The 20818-nt window shown below is 73.5% G+C and carries 19 protein-coding genes; 9 read left to right on the plus strand and 10 right to left on the minus strand.

Going from position 1 to position 20818, the window contains the following annotated elements:
- Nucleotides 1–42: 42 nt before the first annotated feature.
- Complete coding sequence (locus tag ACZ6Z8_RS24130) at nt 43–4359, minus strand: CHAT domain-containing protein (protein ID WP_465612144.1); 4317 nt, start codon at nt 4357–4359, stop codon at nt 43–45.
- Between the two features lie 209 nt (nt 4360–4568).
- Between ACZ6Z8_RS24130 and ACZ6Z8_RS24135 the strand changes: the two genes are divergently transcribed.
- On the plus strand, nt 4569–6359 hold the full coding sequence (locus ACZ6Z8_RS24135; RefSeq protein WP_465612145.1) for a protein kinase domain-containing protein: 1791 nt from the start codon (nt 4569–4571) through the stop codon (nt 6357–6359).
- Between the two features lie 96 nt (nt 6360–6455).
- Entirely contained in the window at nt 6456–6836 is a 381-nt protein-coding gene (locus tag ACZ6Z8_RS24140) for a VOC family protein (protein WP_465612146.1), read from the plus strand.
- 204 nt (nt 6837–7040) lie between these two features.
- Here the strand turns inward: ACZ6Z8_RS24140 and ACZ6Z8_RS24145 are convergent, their stop codons facing one another.
- From ACZ6Z8_RS24145 to ACZ6Z8_RS24160, 4 genes are all read right to left on the minus strand, one after another.
- Nucleotides 7041–8072 carry an ABC transporter ATP-binding protein gene (locus tag ACZ6Z8_RS24145; RefSeq protein ID WP_465612147.1) on the minus strand — a complete coding sequence of 344 codons (1032 nt, stop codon included), beginning with the start codon at nt 8070–8072 and terminating at the stop codon, nt 7041–7043.
- Nucleotides 8069–9646, minus strand: coding sequence for an ABC transporter permease (locus ACZ6Z8_RS24150; RefSeq protein WP_465612148.1), 1578 nt, complete (start codon nt 9644–9646; stop codon nt 8069–8071). Before ACZ6Z8_RS24150 ends, ACZ6Z8_RS24145 begins: the two co-directional genes overlap by 4 nt.
- 8 nt (nt 9647–9654) lie before the next feature.
- Entirely contained in the window at nt 9655–10719 is a 1065-nt protein-coding gene (locus tag ACZ6Z8_RS24155; protein WP_465612149.1) for an iron ABC transporter substrate-binding protein, read from the minus strand.
- A gap of 397 nt (nt 10720–11116) precedes the next feature.
- Nucleotides 11117–13360, minus strand: a complete 2244-nt coding sequence (locus ACZ6Z8_RS24160) for a heavy metal translocating P-type ATPase (RefSeq protein ID WP_465612150.1) — start codon at nt 13358–13360, stop codon at nt 11117–11119.
- A 289-nt stretch (nt 13361–13649) separates the two neighbouring features.
- Here ACZ6Z8_RS24160 and ACZ6Z8_RS24165 point away from each other — a divergent pair, with 289 nt between their 5' ends.
- The 3 genes from ACZ6Z8_RS24165 to ACZ6Z8_RS24175 all read left to right on the plus strand — a co-directional run bounded on the left by ACZ6Z8_RS24165 (nt 13650) and on the right by ACZ6Z8_RS24175 (nt 15445).
- Entirely contained in the window at nt 13650–13931 is a 282-nt protein-coding gene (locus ACZ6Z8_RS24165; RefSeq protein WP_465612151.1) for a metal-sensitive transcriptional regulator, read from the plus strand.
- 58 nt (nt 13932–13989) lie between these two features.
- Nucleotides 13990–14946 carry a hypothetical protein gene (locus ACZ6Z8_RS24170; protein WP_465612152.1) on the plus strand — a complete coding sequence of 319 codons (957 nt, stop codon included), beginning with the start codon at nt 13990–13992 and terminating at the stop codon, nt 14944–14946.
- 94 nt (nt 14947–15040) lie between these two features.
- On the plus strand, nt 15041–15445 hold the full coding sequence (locus ACZ6Z8_RS24175) for a hypothetical protein (protein WP_465612153.1): 405 nt from the start codon (nt 15041–15043) through the stop codon (nt 15443–15445).
- On the opposite strand, the gene ACZ6Z8_RS24180 is transcribed toward ACZ6Z8_RS24175, so the two are convergent.
- The 5 genes from ACZ6Z8_RS24180 to ACZ6Z8_RS24200 all read right to left on the minus strand — a co-directional run bounded on the left by ACZ6Z8_RS24180 (nt 15405) and on the right by ACZ6Z8_RS24200 (nt 17264).
- Nucleotides 15405–15758: a hypothetical protein gene (locus ACZ6Z8_RS24180; protein WP_465612154.1), complete on the minus strand. Its 354-nt coding sequence runs from the start codon at nt 15756–15758 to the stop codon at nt 15405–15407. The two genes, ACZ6Z8_RS24175 and ACZ6Z8_RS24180, sit on opposite strands and share 41 nt — an antisense overlap.
- Complete coding sequence (locus ACZ6Z8_RS24185) at nt 15755–16228, minus strand: hypothetical protein (RefSeq protein WP_465612155.1); 474 nt, start codon at nt 16226–16228, stop codon at nt 15755–15757. Before ACZ6Z8_RS24185 ends, ACZ6Z8_RS24180 begins: the two co-directional genes overlap by 4 nt.
- Before the next feature lie 123 nt (nt 16229–16351).
- Nucleotides 16352–16555 (minus strand): hypothetical protein, encoded by a 204-nt coding sequence (locus ACZ6Z8_RS24190; protein WP_465612156.1) that lies wholly within the window; start codon nt 16553–16555, stop codon nt 16352–16354.
- The gene (locus ACZ6Z8_RS24195) at nt 16552–16833 is read right to left on the minus strand and encodes a hypothetical protein (protein ID WP_465612157.1); all 282 of its coding nucleotides are present in this window, start codon (nt 16831–16833) and stop codon (nt 16552–16554) included. The genes ACZ6Z8_RS24190 and ACZ6Z8_RS24195 overlap by 4 nt, the downstream gene beginning before the upstream one ends.
- Nucleotides 16830–17264: an ATP-binding protein gene (locus tag ACZ6Z8_RS24200; RefSeq protein ID WP_465612158.1), complete on the minus strand. Its 435-nt coding sequence runs from the start codon at nt 17262–17264 to the stop codon at nt 16830–16832. The genes ACZ6Z8_RS24195 and ACZ6Z8_RS24200 overlap by 4 nt, the downstream gene beginning before the upstream one ends.
- A gap of 260 nt (nt 17265–17524) precedes the next feature.
- Here ACZ6Z8_RS24200 and ACZ6Z8_RS24205 point away from each other — a divergent pair, with 260 nt between their 5' ends.
- The 4 genes from ACZ6Z8_RS24205 to ACZ6Z8_RS24220 all read left to right on the plus strand — a co-directional run bounded on the left by ACZ6Z8_RS24205 (nt 17525) and on the right by ACZ6Z8_RS24220 (nt 20641).
- A complete protein-coding gene (locus tag ACZ6Z8_RS24205) occupies nt 17525–18382 on the plus strand; it encodes a helix-turn-helix domain-containing protein (RefSeq protein WP_465612159.1) in 858 nt (285 codons plus the stop codon).
- On the plus strand, nt 18379–18597 hold the full coding sequence (locus ACZ6Z8_RS24210; RefSeq protein ID WP_465612160.1) for a DUF397 domain-containing protein: 219 nt from the start codon (nt 18379–18381) through the stop codon (nt 18595–18597). The genes ACZ6Z8_RS24205 and ACZ6Z8_RS24210 overlap by 4 nt, the downstream gene beginning before the upstream one ends.
- A 78-nt stretch (nt 18598–18675) precedes the next feature.
- Entirely contained in the window at nt 18676–19887 is a 1212-nt protein-coding gene (locus tag ACZ6Z8_RS24215; protein WP_465612161.1) for a hypothetical protein, read from the plus strand.
- A gap of 76 nt (nt 19888–19963) precedes the next feature.
- The gene (locus tag ACZ6Z8_RS24220; protein ID WP_465612219.1) at nt 19964–20641 is read left to right on the plus strand and encodes a hypothetical protein; all 678 of its coding nucleotides are present in this window, start codon (nt 19964–19966) and stop codon (nt 20639–20641) included.
- Nucleotides 20642–20818: the final 177 nt, after the last annotated feature.

The following is a 20818-nucleotide window of genomic DNA, read 5'->3' on the forward strand; positions in this document are numbered from 1 at the left end:
GCGCTCTTCGTTCCGACGGCGCCGATCGTCGTGCGGTTGCGTTCAGTTGAGCTTCGCGATGCGCTGCTGCAGGGCGCGCAGTTCCCGATCGCGCGGGTTGTGCGAGACGGCCCTGTCGATCGCCGCCTGAGCCAGGTGGTAGTCGCGGGCGTTGGCCTGGGCGACGGCCCAGGAGCTGTAGACGACGGCGAGTTCGCCGTGCAGCTTGGTGTTGTCCGCCGGGCCGGCGGCCAGGGAGAGCGCCTCCTCCAGCAGACCGACCGCGGCGGCGTAGCGGCGGGCCTCGAAGTGGGTGATCGCCTCGCCGCGCCAGACGCTGACCATCAGCCGGCGGATGTCGGTCGAGTCGTCGTAGGACAGGGCCTTCTTGAGCATGTCGGCCTGGGCGGCGAACGGTTCGTCCCGCATGTTGTCGATGACGTGGTTGGCGAGCATCACCGAGATCCGGCGGTCGGCCTCCTTCCCGGCGTCGCCCTCCCACTCCGGGTCCCAGAGCAGGGCCTGGATCATCTTGCCGGTGGCGCGGGCCCGGTCGTCGGCGAAGGCGGCGGAGCGGGCGAGCTGGCGCAGCACGAAGGCCATGCCGTGCCGGTGCTCCGGGTCGTCGTTGAGGTCGATCAGCTGCTTCCACAGTCCGACGGCCTCGGTCAGCTCCTCGTCGGAGGCGTCGAGCCGGCTGAGCTGGCCGGCCCGGTTGCCGAGGGCGGCTTGCAGGAAGTGCTTGGCGGTCGCGTCGCCGGGGGCGAGTTCGAGGCTCTTGGCGAGCAGGTCGAGGGCGCGCGGGTAGTCCTTCTCCTCGTTGTTGATCTTGCGGGCCCACTGGGCGTAGGTCGCGCCGAGGTCGCCGCGCACCTCGGGGTCGTCCGGGGCCAGCACGTAGGCCTGCTCCAGCAGTTCGGCGGCGCCCGCCTGGTCGTCCACGGTGCTCTTCAGCAGGGCGCGGGCCGCCCGTACGCCGGACTCGGCGGCGATCCGGGCCGTGTCGGCCGGCAGCACGAGGCCGGGTACGGACCGGGCCCGGGTGAGGCACTCCAGCGCCTCGCGCCAGTCCTGGTTGCGGTGGTGCTCACGGGCCTGGCTGACCAGCGCGGCGCGGAGCAGCGCCTCCCAGGCCGCGTCGCGCGCGCCCTCGGCCACCGTGTCCAGGGCGGCCACCGCGGCGGCCTGACGGCCCTGGAGGTGCAGGTACTGCTGCGGGCCGAGCGGCCCGAACAGGGCCAGGGCCCGGGTGAGCGCGGACACGGGCGCGGACGCGTCGGGGCCCGTGGGGCGACGCCACGTCCGTACGGCCTGCTCGAAGGCGTCGGCCCAGGCGGCGGTTTCGAGCTCGGCGCGCAGCAGTCCGTCCAGCACGGGGCCGACGACCAGGCGCCGCGGCGGGCAGCCGGGCAGGGTGATCCGGACGTCCTCCTGGGCGAAGGCGTCCGCGGCGTGGGTCTCCATGCCCAGGCGCAGCGTCCAGGCGGTGACCTCGTCGCCGCTGCGGCCCGCGGCCCGGTCGAGGGCGCGCAGGTCCTCGCGGAGCCGGTCGGAGAGCGCGGTGCGGGCGGCGGCCATCCGCTGCGGTTCGGCCGGGCGGCCGGTGATCCGGGCGGTCTCCGCCCACAGCTCCTCGCGGTGCAGGGCGGCGACCAGGCAGCCGACCGTCCAGGCCCAGACCTGCTCGTCCGGCGCCTCGGCGGCCGCCGCGTACCGGTAACCGGCCAGGCCGAGCGCGTGCAGCAGGCGGGGGTGGGCCGGGTCCTTGAGCAGCAGCTCGCGGTAGGCCCGGTACGCCTCGCCGTGGCGGCCCTCGGCGGCGTGCTGGTGGGCCTCGTGCTCACCCAGCAGCACCAGGGCCCCGGCGGCCTGCGGGTGGCCGGGCGCGAGGGTGAGCGCCTGGCGCAGATCACCGGCCGCGCGGCCGGGCTGCTCGGCGGCGAGGGATGCGCCGGCCCGGCGGACCAGCACGGCGGCCCGGGCGGCTGCGGCGTCGGCCGGGATGTCGTCCAGGGCCTCGTCGAGGCGGCCGAGTTCGGCGCGCAGCAGGGCGAGGTCGAGCCGTACGGGCGCGCCGGCGGCACTGTCGCCGAACGCCTCGGCCCAGGCCGCCAGGACGGGTTCGGCCTGCTCGGGGGTACCGGCCCGGCGGGCGCAGTCCAGCAGGGCGCGCAGGGCGGGGCCGGTGCAGCGTATGCAGCGCGGTGAGGCGGCCCCGGCGGGGGCGTGGAGGTGGTCGGCGCAGGCCTCGCGGCCGCAGCCGCCGCAGGTCCCGGTGGCGGGACGGGCGCAGGCCGCGCAGTCCCCGACCGGAGCGGCGGGAGCGGCGGGGGCGGCAGCTGTGGGCGCGGGCACCGGCCCGGGCTGCGCGGGGATCCGGCCGATCACCTGGGTCGGGGCGTCACCGGCGGGGTGCGCGGGGATCCGGCCGATCACCTGGGTCGGGGCGTCACCGGCGGGGTGCGCGGCCGCGGCGGGCCGCACCGGGCCAGTGCCGACGGCCCCGGCGCCACCCGTGCCGGTGGTGCCCGTACCGGCGCTCAGGAAGTGCCGGTACCAGTCCAGCGCCGCACCCCAGTTGCCCGCCCGCTCGGCGAGCAGGGCGCGCAGCCGGGCGAGGGCCGGGTCGCCCGCCGGATCCGGGTCGAGCGGGCCGAGCAGGGCGATGGTCTGGACCGGACGGCCCGCCAACAGGGCGGCCGCGGCCAGGTGGTAGCGGTCGCGGAGCCCGCCGGCCGCGTCGAGCAGGGTGCTGACCTGGTCGGTGGCGCCCTCGGCGAGGGCGAGCGCGGCGCGCAGCCGGGCCTGCCGCTGGGTGTGCGCGCCGGGCAGGGTGTCGGCCAGGGCGAGGGCGGCGGCGGCCGCTTCGCGGGCCTCGGCGCGATCGCGGCCGGTGATCAGCAGGTGGGCGGCCTCGCGCAGGGCGGCCTCGCGCTGGGCGAGGCGGTAGCCGGGCGCGGCGGGGTGTTCGGCGGCGGCCCGCTGCCAGAGTGCGCGGGCGGCGGCCGGGTCGGTGGGCAGCAGGGTGCGGGCGAGCCGGTCGCGGGCGAGGGCCTGGCGGTCGTGCAGGTCGGGGTCGTCCAGCGCCTCCCAGCGGGCCAGGGCGCCGGCCGGGTCGTCGGTGCGGGCGAGGGCGAGGCCGTGGTGGTAGGCGGCGATCCGGCCCCAGCGGGAGTCCGGCTGGTCGTCGGCCTCGGCGCGCAGGATCGGTTCGGCTTCGGCGGCCTGCCCGGCGGCGGTCAGGGCGGCGCCGAGCCGGACCCGGGCGGGGCGCCAGTCGGGGGCCTGGCCCAGGCCGGCGCGGTAGTCGGCGGCGGCCTCGGCGGGCCGCTGGGCCCGCTCGTGGACCAGGGCGAGGCCGAACCGGGCCGGGGCGAAGGAGGGTTGGGCGGTCAGGGCGGCGGTGAACTGCTCCCGGGCCTGGTCGTCGGCGCCGAGCAGCAGGGCGAGCCGGCCAAGGGCGTAGCGGGGGCGCGGGTCGCTCGGGCTCTCCCCGGCCGCCGCGGCGAGGTCGGCCCAGGCCGCGTCGGTGTCGCCGAGCCGCTGCCGGGCGAGGCCGCGGAAGAGCAGGGTGTCGGTGCGCAGCGCCGGTCCGCGGCCCCACGGGGAGGGCTCGCCGGGGCCGCGCCGCAGGGCCTCGTCGAAGGCGGCGACGGCGGGCTCGTCCCGGTGCACGGTGAACAGCTGGGCGCCCCAGCGGAACCACAGTTCGCCGCTGCCGGCGGGGGCGGCCGCGGCGAGCAGCGGTTCGGCCTCGGCGGCCCGGTCGGTGGCGCGCAGCAGGGCGGCGCGGGCGAGCACCGGCCAGTCCTGGCCGGGGAGGGCGGCGAGGGCCCGGGCGGTGGCGTGGTCGCGTTGCTGGGGGTTGGCGTCGCGGCACAGCTGCTGCAGCCACTGCCGGGCGCGGGCGGCGGCCTCGGCCTCCTCGCCGGGTTCGGCGCCGGTGGCGGTGGCCTGGAGGAGGGCGAGGACCGGTCCGAGGTCGCCGTCCGGGGCCTGTATCCGTTCCTCGGCGAGGCGGCGCAGGCTCCAGCGGGGCAGTTGGCGCGCCGGGTCGGTGAGCAGCGGGAAGGCCTCGCGGTGCAGGGCGAGGGTGGCCTGCTGGTCACCGGTGGGGATGGTGGCCTCGGCCTGGCCGAGCAGGGCGAGGCCGCGCTGGGTGCGCAGTTCCTCGGGCCCGGTGGCGAGTTGGCGGGCCAGCCGGGCGTAGCGGCGGCGGGCCTGCGGGGCCTTGCCGGCCGCGAGTTGCTCGGCGGCCACGCCGAGCGCCTTGGCGACCCCGGCCGCGTCCAGGGTGGTTCGCCTGCGGGCGAGCACCACTGCGGCGGCCGCACCGGCCAGTGCCACCACGATGATCAGCAGCACCGCGAGCTGCGCCATGCACCGTCCCCCTGCGCTTCGAGAGCGTCCCACTTCATGATCAACATTCCCCGTACGACCATGAGTTGACGTTGTTTCGTGATGTTGCTCCGGCGCCCATCAGAATAGGCCCTCCCCCGGGCGGACGAACAGAAACGAGCACTATCCTGGGCGGGCGCAGGCTGCTGGACTGCTGCGCGTCCACAGCGGTGAGAAGCGTCGGGGGTCGTGTGTCCGAGTCTCGTTGGGTTCCCGGGCTCCGCTTCGGGCCGGAGTTCGACCCCGAACAGTACGAGCTTCTGGAGTTCCACCACCGGGGCGGCGAGGCCGAGGTGTGGCGGGCCGTGCGCACGGGACACAACGGGATCAAGGAGCTCGTCGCCGCGAAGATCATGCTGGAGCGGGACCCGTCCGAGGTCCGGCGCTGGCTCGGCCGCTGGGACGACGTCTCGCACAACGCCCACCGGCTCGGCGTCACCGACCTGGTGGTGCCCAGCTTCCTGCTCGGCCCCTCCCCGCACCGGCCCGGCGCGGTGCCGGCCGGCGGGCTGCTCGGCTACCAGATCTCGCCGTGGGTCGAGGGCGTTCCGCTGCACACCTGGGCCCGTACCCAGCGCGGCGGCCCGGCCGCGGTGGCCGAAGTGCTGGCCCGGCTCTGCCGGATCGTCGACGAGCTGCACCGCAAGCGCTGGGTGCACCGCGACATCTCCCCCGCGAACGTCCTGGTCGACGAGCAGGGCATGGTCAAGCTGATCGACCTCACCTTCCTCGCCCCGCTCGACCACACCCTCACCGTCGCGGTGTTCACCCCCGGCCACGTCCCACCCGAGGCCGAGCAGGTCGGCGGGTTCCCGACCACCGCCAAGGACCTGTTCGCGGTCGGCACCCTCGCCCGCACCCTGCTGCTGCCCGACCACGGCCGGCTCGACCACCGGCTCGCCGCCGAGCAGGCCCGCGCCGAACTGCTGGCCGCCGGCTACGGCGAGGAACTCGCCCGCTGGGCCTGCGAACCGCTCGCCCGCGAGCCCGATCGCCGCCCCGCCCCGCTCGGGCCCTGGGCCGCCCGCGGCCGCGAACTCCTGCGCGCCCACCGGCCGGTGGCGCGGACCGCGGGCCTGGCCGTGCTGCCCGACCGGTCCGGCCGGCCACTGGTGGTCACCGGCGGCGCGGACGGCACCGCGCTCGCCGGGCCCGGGCGCACCGGCCACCGGCTGCCCGCCGGCCAGGGGCCGGGTGCCGTACGGGAGTTGGCGGCAGGCTGGGCCGGACGCCAGGGCGAACTGGTGGTCTGCGCCGAAGACCGCTCCGGCACCCTCTGGGTCGGCACCGCGGCCGGCTGGTGGGAGGCGGCCCGCGGGGTCAGCGGCCTCGCCGGGGCCGTCGGCGCGGCCGGGGAACTCACCGTGTGGACCGCCGCGGCCGGCGCCCTGCGCTCCTACCGCTGGGCCCCCGGTCTCACCCTCACCGGCCAGGAACACCCCGGCTGCCCCGCCGACCGGGTCCTCGCCGCCGAGGAGGAACGGCCCGGCGCCTGGCTGCTCCTGGTCGAGCACCGCGAACGGGTGCTCAGCTGGCGGCCCGGCTCCGGCGAACCGCCCGTCCCCCTCGGCCCGCCCGGCACCCTGCGCGCCGGGGCACTCGCCCGCACCTCCGCCGGCCCCCGCGCCGCCACCCTGCGCGCGGACGGCTCCGTCCAGCTCCACACCCTCGGCGCCGCCGGCACCGGCACGGAGATCGGCGACGGCGAACCCGCCCTCGGCATCGCCATGGTCGGCCACCGCGGCGGGCCCACCGTCGCCCTGGCCGGCGCGGGCGGCGTACGGCTGCGGCTCCCGGCCGGCGGCGCCTCCCGGCGCCCGCGCTGGTGGCGGCCCACCCTGCGGCCCGCGACGCGGGTCGCGCTCACCATGGGGGACGACTGGCGGCTGTGCCTGGCGGCGGTGGTGGAGGGCGAGTTGCAGGTGTGGCAGGAGGACGCGGCCTACCGCTGGCAGGCGGTGGAGCTGCCGGAGGAGGCGTAGGTCCCCGGGCGGGCCGCGAATACCTCTCGCCTCCGTACGCCCCGCCCGGTACGGTCGCTCGCGGCCGCACCCCCGACCGAGAGCAGGTTCCGTCCCATGGCATGTCGCATCAGCGAACTCGTCCTCGGCTGCCGCGAACCCGAGGTACTGGCACGGTTCTGGTGCGAGGTCCTGGACTTCGTGGTGCTCGGCCGGGAGGACGACGGCAGCATCGAGATCGGGCCCCGCGAGGGCTTCGGCGGCGCGCAGCCGACACTCGTCCTCAGCCGCGAGGAGGCGCCGCAGCCGGGCAAACCCCGCCTGCACATCGACGTCAACGCCACCGACCGCGACCAGGAGGCCGAGCTCGAACGCCTGCTGGCCCTCGGCGCCCGCCCGGCCGACATCGGCCAGACCGGCGAGGAGCCCTGGCACGTGCTCGCCGACCCCGAGGGCAACGAGTTCTGCCTGCTCAAGGCCCGCCTCAACCCGCTCTGATCCGGTTCGACGTCCGCGGGGCCTCCGGCAGTCCTCACGGACTGTGGCCGCTACCGGAGTTCGTCCGAGTGGTCTCCCGTCAGGTCCCGTCGGCCGGCTCCCGAAGAGCTCGCGGACGGAACGGAGGTGCCGTCACCGCCCGTTGGATCGGCATGGTGATGATGGCGGGTCTGCTCTTCATGGCAGTGCTGGTGATCGTTCCCTTCACTCCGGCAGCAGGTGCACCGGGCCGGTCGCGCTCACGTAGGTCTCGCTGCCGACCGGCCAGGGGCGGTCCGAGGAGGCGATCAGGACGTCGGGCAGTCCGGGGGCTTCCGGGCGGAGTTCGACGCGGTGGTCGTGGCCGCGGAAGTCGCTGCCGATGACCTTGGCCGGGGCGGAGCCGTCCACCGGGTCGGCGGTGAGGCGGAGTTGGCCGGGGCGGAGCAGGGCGAGTGCGCTGCCGTCGGCGGTGCCGGGGGTGGCGAGTGGGAGCGGGCCGAAGGGGGTGAGGGCCTCGGCTTCCGCGACCTTCGCGGGAATCAGGTTGGCCTCCCCCAGCACGGTGGCGACGGCGGCGTCCGCCGGGCGGTGGTAGAGCTCGTGCGGGGTGCCGGCCTGGGCGATCCGGCCGTCGCGCAGGACGGCGATGGTGTCGGCGAAGGAGAGGGCCTCGTCCTGGTCGTGGGTGACGAGGACCGCCGTGGTGCCGGACTGCCGCAGCGTGGCGGCGACTTCGCGGCGCAGTTCGGCGCGCAGGGCGGCGTCGAGGGCGGCGAAGGGTTCGTCGAGCAGCAGGAGCCGGGGCCGGGGTGCCAGCGCCCGGGCGAGGGCGACGCGCTGCTGCTGGCCGCCGGAGAGCTGGTGCGGGCGGCGTTCGCCGAGGCCCGGCAGGCCGACCAGGTCGAGCAGTTCGCCGACCCGGGCGCGGCGCTGGGAGCGCGGGAGGCCGAAGCCGATGTTGGCGGCGACGCTCAGGTGCGGGAAGAGCGCGCCGTCCTGGGGGACGAGGCCGATGCCCCGGTGTTCGGCGGCGAGCCTGCTGCGGCCGTCGTCCAGGACGCGGCCGTGCAGCAGGACCTGTCCGGCGGCGGCCGGGTGGAAGCCGGCCAGTACCCGCAGCAGGGTGGACTTGCCGCAGCCGGAGGGCCCGAGCACGCAGGCGAGGGCGCCGTCGGGCACGGTCAGGTCGATGCCGTGCAGGACCGGGCTGCGCCCGTGGGCGGCGTGGAGGTCGACGACGGACAGTCCGGTCACTGGTTCTCCCCAGGACGGCCGAGGCTTCGGCGGGTCAGCAGCAGGACGGAGGGCACGGACAGCGCGACCATCAGCGCCGCGTAGGGCGCGGCCGCGCCGTAGGCGAGGCCGCTGGTGTAGACCCAGAACTGGGTGGCCAGGGTCTGGGTGCCGGTGGGGCGTAGCAGCAGGGTCGCGGTCAGCTCGGTGGAGGCGGTGAGGCCGACCATGGCGACGGCCGCGCCGAGGCCGGGCAGCACCAGCGGGAGGGTGATCCGGCCGAGGACGGCGAGCGGCCGGGTGCCGAGCGAGCGGGCGGCCTCCTCGACGCCGGGCGGCACCTGGGCGAGGGCCGCGCGGACGGCGGTGAGGGCCAGCGGGAAGAACAGCAGGACGTACCCGAGGACGAGCATCGGCGGCTGCTGGTACAGGGGTTGGGCCCAGCGGACGGCGAAGAAGACCACCGAGAGGGCCACCGCGATGCCGGGCAGCGCCCGGGTGAGGTAGGCGATCCGCTCGACCGCGCGGGCCGGCCGGGTGCCGCGCCGCCAGCCGTACAGGGCGACCGGGACGGCGGCGAGGGTGGCGACGACGGCCGCGCCGAGCGCGTACCCGAGGGTGGCCAGGGCGGCGCCGAGGACGGAGGCGGAGGGCAGGGTGGTGGAGCTGCCCTTGATCAGCCAGTACGTGAGCGCGTACAGCGGCACCCCGAGCGAGACGCCGACCAGCGCGGTGAGCGCGAGCAGTGCCGGTGCGGTCCAGCCGCCGAGGCGTACGGGCGGGGCGGGCCGGGCGAGGGCGCCGTGCCGGGTGACGCGCGCCCGGCGGCCGGCCCAGGCCTCCAGGGCGACCAGCAGCAGGGCGAGCGCGACCAGCACCAGGGTGAGCAGGGAGGCGGAGGCCGCGTCGAAGCCGAGCTTGTACTGGGTGAACACGGCGGTGGCGAAGGTGGTGTAGCGCAGCATCGCGAAGGCGCCGTACTCGCCGAGCAGGTAGAGCGAGACGAGCAGCACGCCGCCGGCGAGTGCGGGCCGGGTGAGCGGGAGGGTGACCCGCCACAGGGTGGCGAGCCGGCCGCGGCCGAGGGAGCGGGAGACCTCCTCGGCGGCGGCGTCGCCGTGCCGCAGGGCGGCCGCGACCGGGAGGAACACGAGGGGGTAGAGCGAGCAGGTCATCACCAGCACCGCGCCCCAGTAGCCGTGGACGGAGCGGAACAGCGAGACCCAGGAGTAGCCGCGGACGAACTCCGGTACGGCGAGCGGCAGGGCGAGCGCGACGGTCCAGGCGCGGCGGCCGGGCAGGGTGGTGCGTTCGACCAGGTAGGCGGCGCCGAAGCCGAGGACGGCGGTGGCGAGGGTGACGGCGGCGGCCAGGCTCAGGGTGTGCCAGAGCAGGGTGGCGATCAGCGGGCGGCCGAGCAGCCGCTGCGTCTGGTCCCAACCGGCCTGCGCGGCCTGGGCGATGACGAACCCGAGTGGCGAGGCGATCACCGCGACGACGGCGACGGCGACGGGGGCGAGCAGGCCGGTGGCCCGCCACCCCCGCCGCAGCCTCGGCCTGACAACCGGGGTCGTCCCCGCGGAAGTCGTCTGCACGGGGGTCGTCACTGGAGCAGGCCGGCGTCCTGGAGCAGGCCCAGGGCCTGCTTGCCGTCGCCCAGCTGCGCCGGGTCGGCGACGGCGCCGATGGTGTCCAGGGCGGGCAGTTCGGGCTTGCCCTGCACGCCGCTGACCAGCGGGTACTCGTAGCTGGCCGAGCCGGCGATGACGGTCTGGGCGGGGGCGGAGGCGAGGTAGCCGAGGAAGGCCTGGGCGGCGGCCTGGTGCTTGCCGTGCTTGAGGACGGCGGCGCCGGAGACGTCGACCAGCGAGCCCGGGTCGCCCTTGGGGAAGTAGTGCAGGGTCGCGTGGGTCTCGGCGGCGCCCTTCTCGTCGCGCATCCGGTAGAAGTAGTAGTGGTCGATGACGCCGCCCTCGACCTCGCCGCTGTTGACGGCGGCGGAGAGGGTCTCGTTGCTGTCGTAGACCTTGGCGTTGTCCTTGAGGCCCTTGAGCCACTGCTTGGTGGCGTCCTCGCCCTTGGCCTTGAGTACCTGGGTGACGACCGGGGCGAAGTCGGTCTCGCTGGGGGCGATGCCCAGGCGCCCCTTCCACTCGGGCTTGGCGAGGTCGAGCACGGAGGCGGGCGGCGCGGTGTCGGCGGCCTTACCGGTGGCGGTCAGGAAGGCGGAGGTCCGGGCGGAGACGCCGACCCAGTCGCCCTTGCCCGAACTGTCGTTGGCCGGTACCGACTTGAGGGTGTCGGCGTCGACCTTGACGAGCAGGCCCTTGTCACCGAGGGCGGTGAGGGCGGGCGGGTTCTCGGCGTAGAAGACGTCGGCCGGGGAGGCGTCGCCCTCCTGGAGGATCTGGTTGGCCAGCTCGGCTTCGTCGCCGGAGCGAAGCTCGACCTTGATGCCGGTGCGCTTGGTGAAGTCCTCGGCCAGGGCCTTGACGGTCTGCTCGTGCTGGCCGCTGTAGACGGTGATGGTCTGGCCGGCCAGCGGGGTGCTGGAGTCCTTCAGGGGCACGCTGTCCGGACTGCCGCCCGAGCTGCCGCACGCGGTGAGGGCGAGCGCGCAGGCGGCGAGGAGGGACAGGGCCGCGAGGGGCCGGACGGTTCCGGGCATGGTGAGGGTCCTCCGAGGGTGGCGGGGGTCGGCCGTACGGGGCCTGCCGGGTGGGCAGGGCACCGTCCTGACGGCACGAGAACCTAGGGCAGGGAAGCCTTGCCTAACAAGTTTCGGAGCGTCACATCTCGGTCCGGTCGCGACAGGGTAGGACTTCGGTGAGCGCTACCCCAAGTGCAGGCAAAACGACGCCCGATTACGGGCACAAGGGGAGGAACTGGCATGTTTTGGCCTCAATACCGCCGCTACTGCGCGTGACAGCCGCGGGTTGAGCCGGGCACACCGCGGCCCCGGAACCGGGGAGCGGTTCCGGGGCCGCGGGGCCGTTGGCGGCGAGCGGTGGCGGTGGCAGCGAGCGGTGGCGCTGGAGCCGGCGCCGGCGCCGGCGGTGGGCCGCTCAGCGGAAGCGGCGCAGCCGCAGGCTGTTGCCGACCACGAAGACCGAGGAGAAGGCCATGGCCGCCCCCGCGATCATCGGGTTGAGCATCCCGGCCGCCGCCAGCGGCAGGGCGGCGACGTTGTAGCCGAACGCCCAGAACAGGTTGCTCTTGATGGTGCCCAGGGTCTTGCGGGAGAGCCGGATGGCGTCCGCCGCGGCCCGCAGGTCGCCGCGGACCAGGGTGAGGTCGCCGGCCTCGATGGCGGCGTCGGTCCCGGTGCCCATCGCCAGGCCCAGGTCGGCCTGGGCGAGCGCGGCCGCGTCGTTGACGCCGTCGCCGACCATCGCCACGACCTTGCCCTCGGCCTGCAGCCGCTTGACGGTGTCGACCTTGTCCTGCGGCATGACCTCGGCGATCACGTGCTCCGGTGCGATGCCGACCTCGGCGGCGACCGCCTCGGCGACCAGCCTGTTGTCACCGGTGAGCAGCACCGGGGTCAGGCCCAGCGCCCGCAGCTCGGCGATGGCCTCGGCGCTGGTCGGCTTGACCGCGTCCGCGACCTCCAGCACGGCCCGCGCCTCGCCGTCCCAGCCGACCGCGATCGCGGTGCGGCCGGCCGACTCGGCCCTGCGCTTGGCCTCGGCCAGGGACTCCGGAAGGTACTGCGACCACTCGTTGAGCAGCGCCTCCCGGCCGGCCACCACCGCGTGGCCGTTCACCACGCCCTGGACGCCCAGGCCGGGGACGTTCTCGAAGCCCTCGACGGCGGGCAGTTCGCCGGCCTTGGCGGCGGCGGTGGCGATCGCCCGGGCGATCGGGTGCTCGGAGGCGTGCTCCAGGGCGCCGGCCAGGCGCAGCACCTCGGCCTCGGTGACGCCCTCGACGGCGTGGACGGCCAGCAGGGTCATCTGACCGGTGGTGACGGTGCCGGTCTTGTCCAGCACGATGGTGTCGACCTTGCGGGTGGACTCCAGCACCTCGGGGCCCTTGATCAGCACGCCCAGCTGGGCGCCGCGGCCGGTGCCGACCAGCAGGGCGGTCGGGGTGGCCAGGCCGAGGGCGCACGGGCAGGCGATGATCAGCACGGCGACGGCTGCCGTGAAGGCGGCGGTCCAGCCCTCGCCGGTGCCCAGCCAGTAGCCGAGGGTGGCGACGGCGAGGGTGATGACGATCGGCACGAAGACGGCGGAGATCCGGTCGGCCAGGCGCTGGGCGGCGGCCTTGCCGTTCTGCGCGTCCTCGACCAGCTTGGCCATCCGGGACAGCTGGGTGTCCGCGCCGACCCGGGTCGCCTCGACGACCAGCCGGCCGCCCGCGTTGACCGTGGCGCCGGTGACGCTGTCGCCGACCCCGACCTCGACCGGCACCGACTCGCCGGTCAGCATCGAGGCGTCGACGGCCGAGGCGCCCTCGACCACGGTGCCGTCGGTGGCGATCTTCTCGCCCGGCCGCACCACGAAGCGGTCGCCCACGGCGAGTTCGGCGATCGGGATCCGCACCTCGGCTCCGCCGCGCAGCACCGTCACGTCCTTGGCGCCCAGTTCCAGCAGCGCCTTGAGAGCGGCTCCGGCGGTGCGCTTGGAGCGGGCCTCGAAGTAGCGCCCGGCCAGGATGAAGGCGGTGACGCCGGCCGCCGCCTCCAGGTAGATGTTGGAGGCGCCGTCGCTGCGGCCGATGGTGAACTCGAAGCCGTGCCGCATGCCGGGCATACCGGCGTCGCCGAAGAACAGCGCCCACAGGGACCACAGGAACGCGGCGCCCGTGCCGAGCGAGACCAGGGTGTCCATCGTCGCGGCGCCGTGCCGGGCGTTGGTGAACGCGGCCCTGTGGAACGGCCAGGCGGCGTAGGTGACGACCGGGGCGGCGAGGGTCAGCGAGAGCCACTGCCAGTTGTCGAACTGGAGGGCCGGCACCATCGCCATCGCGATCACCGGGACGGCCAGGGCCAGCGCGGTGAACAGCCGCTGGCGCAGCGGGGCCAGCTCGTCGGCGGGCTCGGCCCGGTCGGCGGCACCGCTCTCGGCCGCCGGGGGCTTGGGCAGGGCGGCGGTGTAGCCGGTGGCCTCGACGGTGGCGATCAGGTCGGCGACCTCGACCTCGCCCTCGAAGGTGACCTTCGCCTTCTCGGTGGCGTAGTTGACGCTGGCCGAGACCCCGTCCATCCGGTTGAGCTTCTTCTCGATGCGGGCCGCGCACGAGGCGCACGTCATTCCGCCGATCGAGAGTTCCACCTCCGTGGAGGCGGGTGCCTGCGTGGTCATCGTTGCTCCTCGTGACAGTCGGTACTTCGAGGTTCGTGCGAGGTACGTCCGCGGCCGGGCCGTCATACCCTTAGGGGGTATCGGGCGGTGCCGGTTCCTTTATACCCCTGGGGGGTACGACCCGCAAGCCCTGCAGATACCCCTGGGCGGTATTTTTTGGAAGCCGCGATTCGCTTGACGTGATACCCCCACGGGGTATTCACTCATGGGCATCGAGCAGGGGCCCGACCGGCCCGCGCTCCTCGCTCCCCCGCTCCCCCGCTCCCGCCGGAACTCCGAGGAGGGCCGCATGGCCGGCTACAGCACCGAGAAGGACCAGCTCCTGCGCAGACTGCGCCGCGTCGAGGGCCAGATCCGCGGCCTCCAGCGCATGGTCGACACCGACACCTACTGCATCGACACGCTGACCCAGGTCTCGGCCGCCACCAAGGCCCTCCAGTCCGTCGCCCTGCACCTGCTCGACGCCCACCTCGCCCACTGTGTCCAGGACGCCATCGCCGGCGGCGGCGCCGAGGCCGACGCCAAGGTCGCCGAGGCCTCGCAGGCCATCGCCCGCCTGATGCGGGCCTGAGCCCCTTCACTCCGCACGTCCCCCGAGCCCTTCACTCCGTACGTCCGAGGAGACCGCCATGAACACCCCGCTGCGCATCACCGCCTTCACCGCCGGCCTCGCCGCCGCCTTCGGCCTCGCCCTCGGCGTCGGCCACGCGACCGGCAGCGACCCGGCGCCCAAGCCGGCGTCCCACGCCGGACACGACGGCGCCGCCCCCGCGGGCGAGCACGCCGGCGACCACGCGGATGAGCACGCCGGTGAGCACTCAGGACACGACACCGGAGGCGGATCGGCCGCCGAGCACCTGCCCGGCGGGCTGCAGATCTCCGAACGCGGCTACACCCTGAGCGTCGACAACCCCTTCGTCACCGCCGGCTCCCCCACCGACCTGAAGTTCCGCATCCTCGGCGCGGACGGCAAGCCCGTCACCGCCTACCAGCAGCAGCACGAGAAGGAACTCCACCTGATCGTCGCCCCGCGCGACCTCTCCACCTTCCAGCACCTCCACCCGACCCTCGCCGCCGACGGCACCTGGAGCGCCCCCACCGCCGTCCCCGCCGCCGGGGAGTACCGGGTCTTCGCCGACTTCACCCCGGCCGGCGCCGCCGAGGGCCTGACCCTCGGCGCCGACCTCCACGCCGCGGGCGACCTGCGCCCCGCCCCGCTGCCCGAGACCGGACGGACCGTCACCGTCGACGGCTACACCGTCACCCTCGGCGGCGACCTCACCCCCGGCCACAGCAACCGCCTCACCCTGAGCGTCGGCAAGGACGGCGCCCCCGTCACCGACCTCCAGCCCTACCTGGGTGCCTACGGCCACCTGGTCGCCCTGCGCGCCGGCGACCTGGCCTACCTCCACGTCCACCCGGACACCACCACCCCGGGGCCGGAGATCGGCTTCACCACCACCGCCCCCAGCGGCGGCAGCTACCGGCTCTTCCTGGACTTCAAGCACCAGGACACCGTCCACACCGCCGCGTTCACCGTGACGGCCGACGGCACCACCGCCCCGGCGACCGGGGACCAGCACTGATCACCCCCGTACGGAAGGTGCCGGGCGATCCCCTGCGGACCGCCCGGCACCTTGCTACGACCACCCACCCCACCGGCAGCCGTAGGCTCCGGGCATGCGCCACACCCTGACCGACCTCGCCCGCTGCCTCTGGGGCGACGAGTACGGACCGACACCCGCGTGCGACGCGCCGTGGCAGCACGAGGACTCGTACTTCACCGAGTTGCTGACCTTCGCCGGCCCGGACGAGATCCTGGCCATGCTGCGGACCCTCTGCCCCCAGGTGGTCGACGGCCACCTCCCGGTGTGGGTCCGCAACCTCGCCTACCGCCTGCTCCTCCTCCAGCGCCCCGACGACCCGGCCCTGATCCGCGAGGCCGCGAACAGCCTCTACTCCCACGGCCCCGACTGGGACGACCTCGCGGAGGAGCTGACCGGACGCGCCGACGCCCTCGAAGCCGGGCGGCACCGGCCGCAGGTCAGTCGGTGGCCTTGGGGTGGCCGGTGCCCGCGTAGGTGATCCAGACCGTTCGGTTGGCGTCATCGATCAGGTACCAGATGCGTCCGCCGCCCGTGACCTCGTACTGCCAGCGTTCCAAGGCCTGTCCCTTGAACGTAGCGGCACCGAGCTCGCCCCTGAGCCGGTGCTGACGGTCGGGGTTGCCGGCCGCGCCAGGCGTGGCGCGGATCCTCTCGAAGGCGCGACGCAGGTTGCCTGCTGCCTGGCGTGCCAGTTGCTCCCAGCCGTCGGCCGCATCGGAGCTGGCGAATCGAAGGTCATACTCGTCACCGGTCGGGGGCGGCGCGGCCCGGTCCCCCCTCTTCGGGCTCACTCGGCCGCCTCGGGCATGGGCACTGGCCCGAAGTCTCCGTCGGGCTCGCGGATGAGGACGGCGTACAGCGCTGGGTCCGCATAGATCTCGGCGCTGTGCTTCCACTGCGTGAGCAGCAACGCGATCGGAGCAAGGTTGTCCAGCGCCACTGCACCCCGGGCGGTGTCGACAAGTTCGGCGAGCAGGGTGTCGACATCCCCCTCCGGCAGGAACGTGACCCACGGCAGGGCTTCAGGCAGTGCCTGCCGCAGAGCGTCGATGTTCTCGGTACGTACCAGCCCCGCGAGCAGGCGAGAGGTGAAGTCCACCACGGTGGCGTCGCGCTCCATCTGCTCGATGCGCATCAAGGCAAGGTCTCCCGCGTCGCGTCTCCTGAGTCGGAGCGCGCGGACGGCATCGAGCCGACGCGTCGTCGCGGCCGGGTGGTGGAGAAGTTCGCTGAAAGGCACGTCCTCGTAGGCCACAGTCATAACATCCACAGTAGCTCGGATGTCGCCCGAGAGCAGCGCGAATCCAGTGAAATCCCAGCAGCAGCGGCGGTGGCCACAGCCGATGCGCCGGGCGATCCGCGTCGGATCGCCCGGCGCTTTGGCTCATCCGGCCGGGTGGCGGGTCGCTTGCCGGAGCACGGCGAGAAGGAGAGCCTCGGCATTGCCCGGGGTGGCCGCCCAGAGCTGCATCTCGGTGTGGGCGGCCTGGCGGCGGGGGCTCAGGGCGCGGACCGGGCGGGAGAACTGGGCGCTGAGGCACCACCACATCTCGATGCGGGCCCAGGCGGAGGCGGTGCGTGCGGTCACCCGGGGTCCGTCACGCACAGGTGGATCGGATGGGCGGACTCGACGCCGATGTAGGCGATCGCGCGCACCGCGCCGAACTCGACCAGTTGGTGGGCGATCCGGGCGGCGGAGGCCTCGCTGAAGAGGTCGGCGAGGTAGGCGGCCTGGTCGGCGTCCAGCGGGAGCCGGGCGAGGCTGGTGCGGATGGCGTCGAGGGCATCGGTGAGCCTGGTGAAGGTGGCGGGCTTGGTGATGCCCTTGATCTCGACGGAGACGGGGAAGGGGAGTTCGGCACTCACTGCGCGTCGCCCCCTTCGAGCAGCGCCCACATCACCTTGCCGATGCCGCCCGGACGCGGCTGGCAGCCCCAGCTCGCGGCGAGCTGGGAGACGAGCCAGAGACCACGGCCCGTCTCGGCCTCTTCGGCGGCGGGGTGTGCCGCGGGCTGGTTGGCGTCGGCGTCGTGCACCTCGATGCGGAGCGAGTCGGGGTGCAGCGAGAACCGGATGAAGATGAGCCGCCCCGGCGGGGTCCTGGCGTGGAGGACGGAGTTGGCGACGAGCTCGCCGAGCACCAACTCGCCGTCGTCGAGGAAGCGTTCGGCGCCCGGGTCTTTGGCGAGGAAGGCTCGGAGCAGCCGCCGGGCGAACCCGGCGGACCCGTGGTGTCTGGGCAACCACCACGAGAAGTCGAGCGGAGGGGCGGGCAGCTTCTCCAACATTCCGGGCATGGCAGGGCCTCCGGGGGTGCGGTGGGAGAGGTGGCGATCCCGAGGATGGCGAGAGGCATGGGAATGCCCGAGCGAAGATCCGCCAGGATCACGCTGTGTGGTGATGTGCACCACACTCCGTCAGTGTGCCGCTGGTCGATGGCTTTGTACAACCGAATCCAGCAAAGTGCATATGTCCTCTCCGAACTGACGTGACGAAACCACTTCCGTCACGCCAGACTGTGGTCCGACGACAGAGTGCGATGAGGGGAGGGCGGAGCGTGGCCGCAACACCGACGGTGCGCCGCCGAATGCTGGGCGCGGAACTTCGGAGGATCAGAGAAGGGCTCAATCTCAGGGTCGATGACGTGGCAGCCCGACTCGGCTGGCACCAGTCCAAGGTCAGCCGGCTGGAGAACGGCCGCCACGGGGTGAAGGCGAACGAGGTCGGGATACTGCTCGACGTCTATGAAGTCGCCGACCCCGAAACCCGGGAGGCCCTCGCCACGCTCGCACGCGAGGGCAAGCGCAGGGTGTGGTGGCAGCCGTACTCCGACGTGATCTCGCAGCGCTACGCCTCGTTCATCAGCTTCGAAGCGGAGGCTGTGGCGATCCGCAACTTCGAGTCCTCACTGATCCCCGGCCTACTCCAGACCGCCGACTACGCACGGGCCGTAACGCGGAAGCTCCAGCCAGAGGGCACAACCGAGGAGGTCAACGCCCTCGTCGACGTGCGCATGGCGCGACAGAACGCCGCACTGCGGCGGGAGGAGCCACTCAAGCTCTGGGCGATCGTGGACGAAGCCGCGCTCCGGCGGGTCGTCGGCAACAAGGCCATCATGGCGAAGCAGTTGCAGCAGCTCATCGCGGCTTCGAAAGAACCGAACGTGACCTTGCAGGTTGTGCCGTTCGATGCTGGCGCGCATCCCGGTGTGCTGGGCTCCTTCGTCATCATGGAGTTCCCCGTTCGGAACGATCTCGATGTGGTGTACACCGAGGCTCTGACGAGTAGCCTCTATCTCGAACGATATGACGACGTAACAGCCTACGACCAGGCCTTTGACCGGCTTCGGGCAGCAGCCCTCGACGTAGGGCCATCGCGGCGGCTTGTCACGCAGATTGCAAAGGAACTCGAATGATCGACCCTGGTCGGGACAGCCTGAAGCACGCGGCTTGGCGCAAGAGCACGTTCAGTGGCAACCAGGGCAACTGCGTCGAGGTCGCTGACAGCTTCACCGGCATCGTCCCAGTCCGCGACTCCAAGGACCCCAACGGCCCGGCACTCGCCTTCCCCGCCGACGCCTGGACGGCCTTCGTCACCGCCATCAAAACCGGCGAACTCCCCAGCATCTGACCCTACTTGCGCGAGAAGTCGACCTCGCCGACTTCTCGCGCACCTACTCCCCGGGCAGCGAAGGGCAGGTAGCGCTCGATGTACACAACTGACCTCACCGAAGCCCGCATCCACGATGCGGGCAACCTCCTGGTTGCGCCTCCGATCCCGCCGCTCAGGGACTTCTTCGGGGCCGTGATCACGCCGGAGGAACTTGCGTCCGGTTCCCTGGATCTCGCGCAGAAGGCCGTCTACCTGTGCGGCGACATATCCGAGATCGACGCCCGGCAACTCCACGCAGCTGACCGCGTGTTCGTCATCCGCGATCTGTCCCGCAACCACGCCGGCACCCCCTGGCCCCTCATCGACCTAGGCCGGGTCCCCGTCCGTGTCCACGGCGCCGGCGTCTACTACCGCCGCTTCTTCGACCCCGACGCCGATCACTTCCACCGGATCCGCGCTGAGCACGAGTTCCAGTCCCTCACCGAGTCCACCAAGCCCGGCTCGGCCCATCGCAGCGGCATCTACCTCACCCCCGTCACCCGCACCGGCGACGACGAGCTGCACTTCCGCCTGCTCCGCTGCTCCACCAACCTCTCGGGCCCGACCGAGAACTTCGGCCCGACCGACACCCAGATCGTCGACGCCCTGAACCGCGAGGCCGCCACCGTCTTCCGGGACCACGCCCCCCTGAACCACGTCCTCGCCCAGACCTACCACAACACCCACGCCACGCCCGAGCGCAAGCAGTCCAAGGCCAAGATCTCCTCCCACGCCGACAAGACCAAGGACATGCCCGCCAACGGCATCATGGCCTTCTGCACCTTCTACGACCGCCTCGACGGCCTCCAGCCCCTGGCCGAAGACCCCTTCGACCACGGCGCGAAGAACTCCAGCGCGCTCACCAGGCTCCACTTCCGGCTCAAGGACTCGGCCGCGGAACTCCACGGGGACGCTCTCCCCTCCCAGTTCGCCCTGACCCTCTATCCCGGCTCCGTGTTCTTCATGCCGCTGTCCACCAACCGCCTCTACACCCACGAGATCCGTCCCTCGGCCCTGGACGCCGAGCTGCTCCCGACCCGCCTCGGATACGTCGTGCGCTGCTCGAACACCGAAGCCGTCCACAAGGACGGCCGGACGTTCCTCAAGTCGGCCGGAGACCTCGTCGAGCTGGAGCCCCCCACCCAGGCCGGGATGGACGCGCTGCGCGGGCTGTACGCCGAGGAGAACCGCAGCTCGTCCTTCATCGACTACGGCAACCGGTTCCTCTTCAGCATGAACGCGGGAGACTACCTTGCCCCCCGCGCCTAGCTCCCCGGCCGAGATCCGCTCCTACGCCCTGCCCTGCGAGGAGGACCTCTTCGCGGAACTGTCCGCCTCGGCCCGCATGGAAGACCTGGGGAAGGGCCGCCGAGGCGCCACCCTCACCAGGGTCGACGCCACGGGCGACGTGCCCCTGGTCCGCACCACCACCCGGTACGCCACCCCGACCCAACGCTTCCGTGCGGTGCACGAACGGCTGGCGGACCGGATCCAGCAGCAGGCGGCGCTCCCGCTCGGCTTCAACAACGCCCTCATCGAGAGCTACACGAACGCCTACACGACCATGGGCAGCCACTCCGACCAGGCGCTCGATCTGGCCGACGGCTCGTTCGTCGCCGTCTTCTCCTGCTACGAGCACCCCGAAGCGACCCCGCCCAGGAAGCTGGTCGTCGAATCGAAGGAGGCCGGCGGCGAGAGGTTCGAGATCCCCCTCACCCACCACGGCTTCGTCACCTTCTCCGTCGACGCGAACCGACGGCTCCGGCACCGGATCGTCCTGGACAAGCCCGTCCCGACGACCGACAACACCTGGCTGGGCCTGACCTTCCGCACCTCGAAGACCCTGATCCGCTTCCGCGACGGACACCCCCACCTCCCGCAGGGCGCCCGCCTCACCTCGGCCGACGACGACCAGCGGCGCGAGTTCTACCGACTCCGGCGCCGCGAGAACCAGGAAACGGACTTCAGCTATCCCCCGCTGACGTACACCGTCAGCGAGAGCGACCTGTTGCCGCCCGCCTGACCCCACGCGATCAGCACCGTGCGCGAGAAGTCGGCCCGACCGACTTCTCGCGCACGCCCCCGGAGCTCCCGAGCCCGCTGCCGTCGGAGTGGCGGACGGCGTGGTGGAGGCCGCCGTCCCCGCCGACCGCCGGCACATGGGTGTTGCCGTCGATGCCGGCGTCGGCGATCGACTGGA

The sequence above is a fragment of the Kitasatospora sp. NPDC101108 genome (assembly GCF_055584725.1).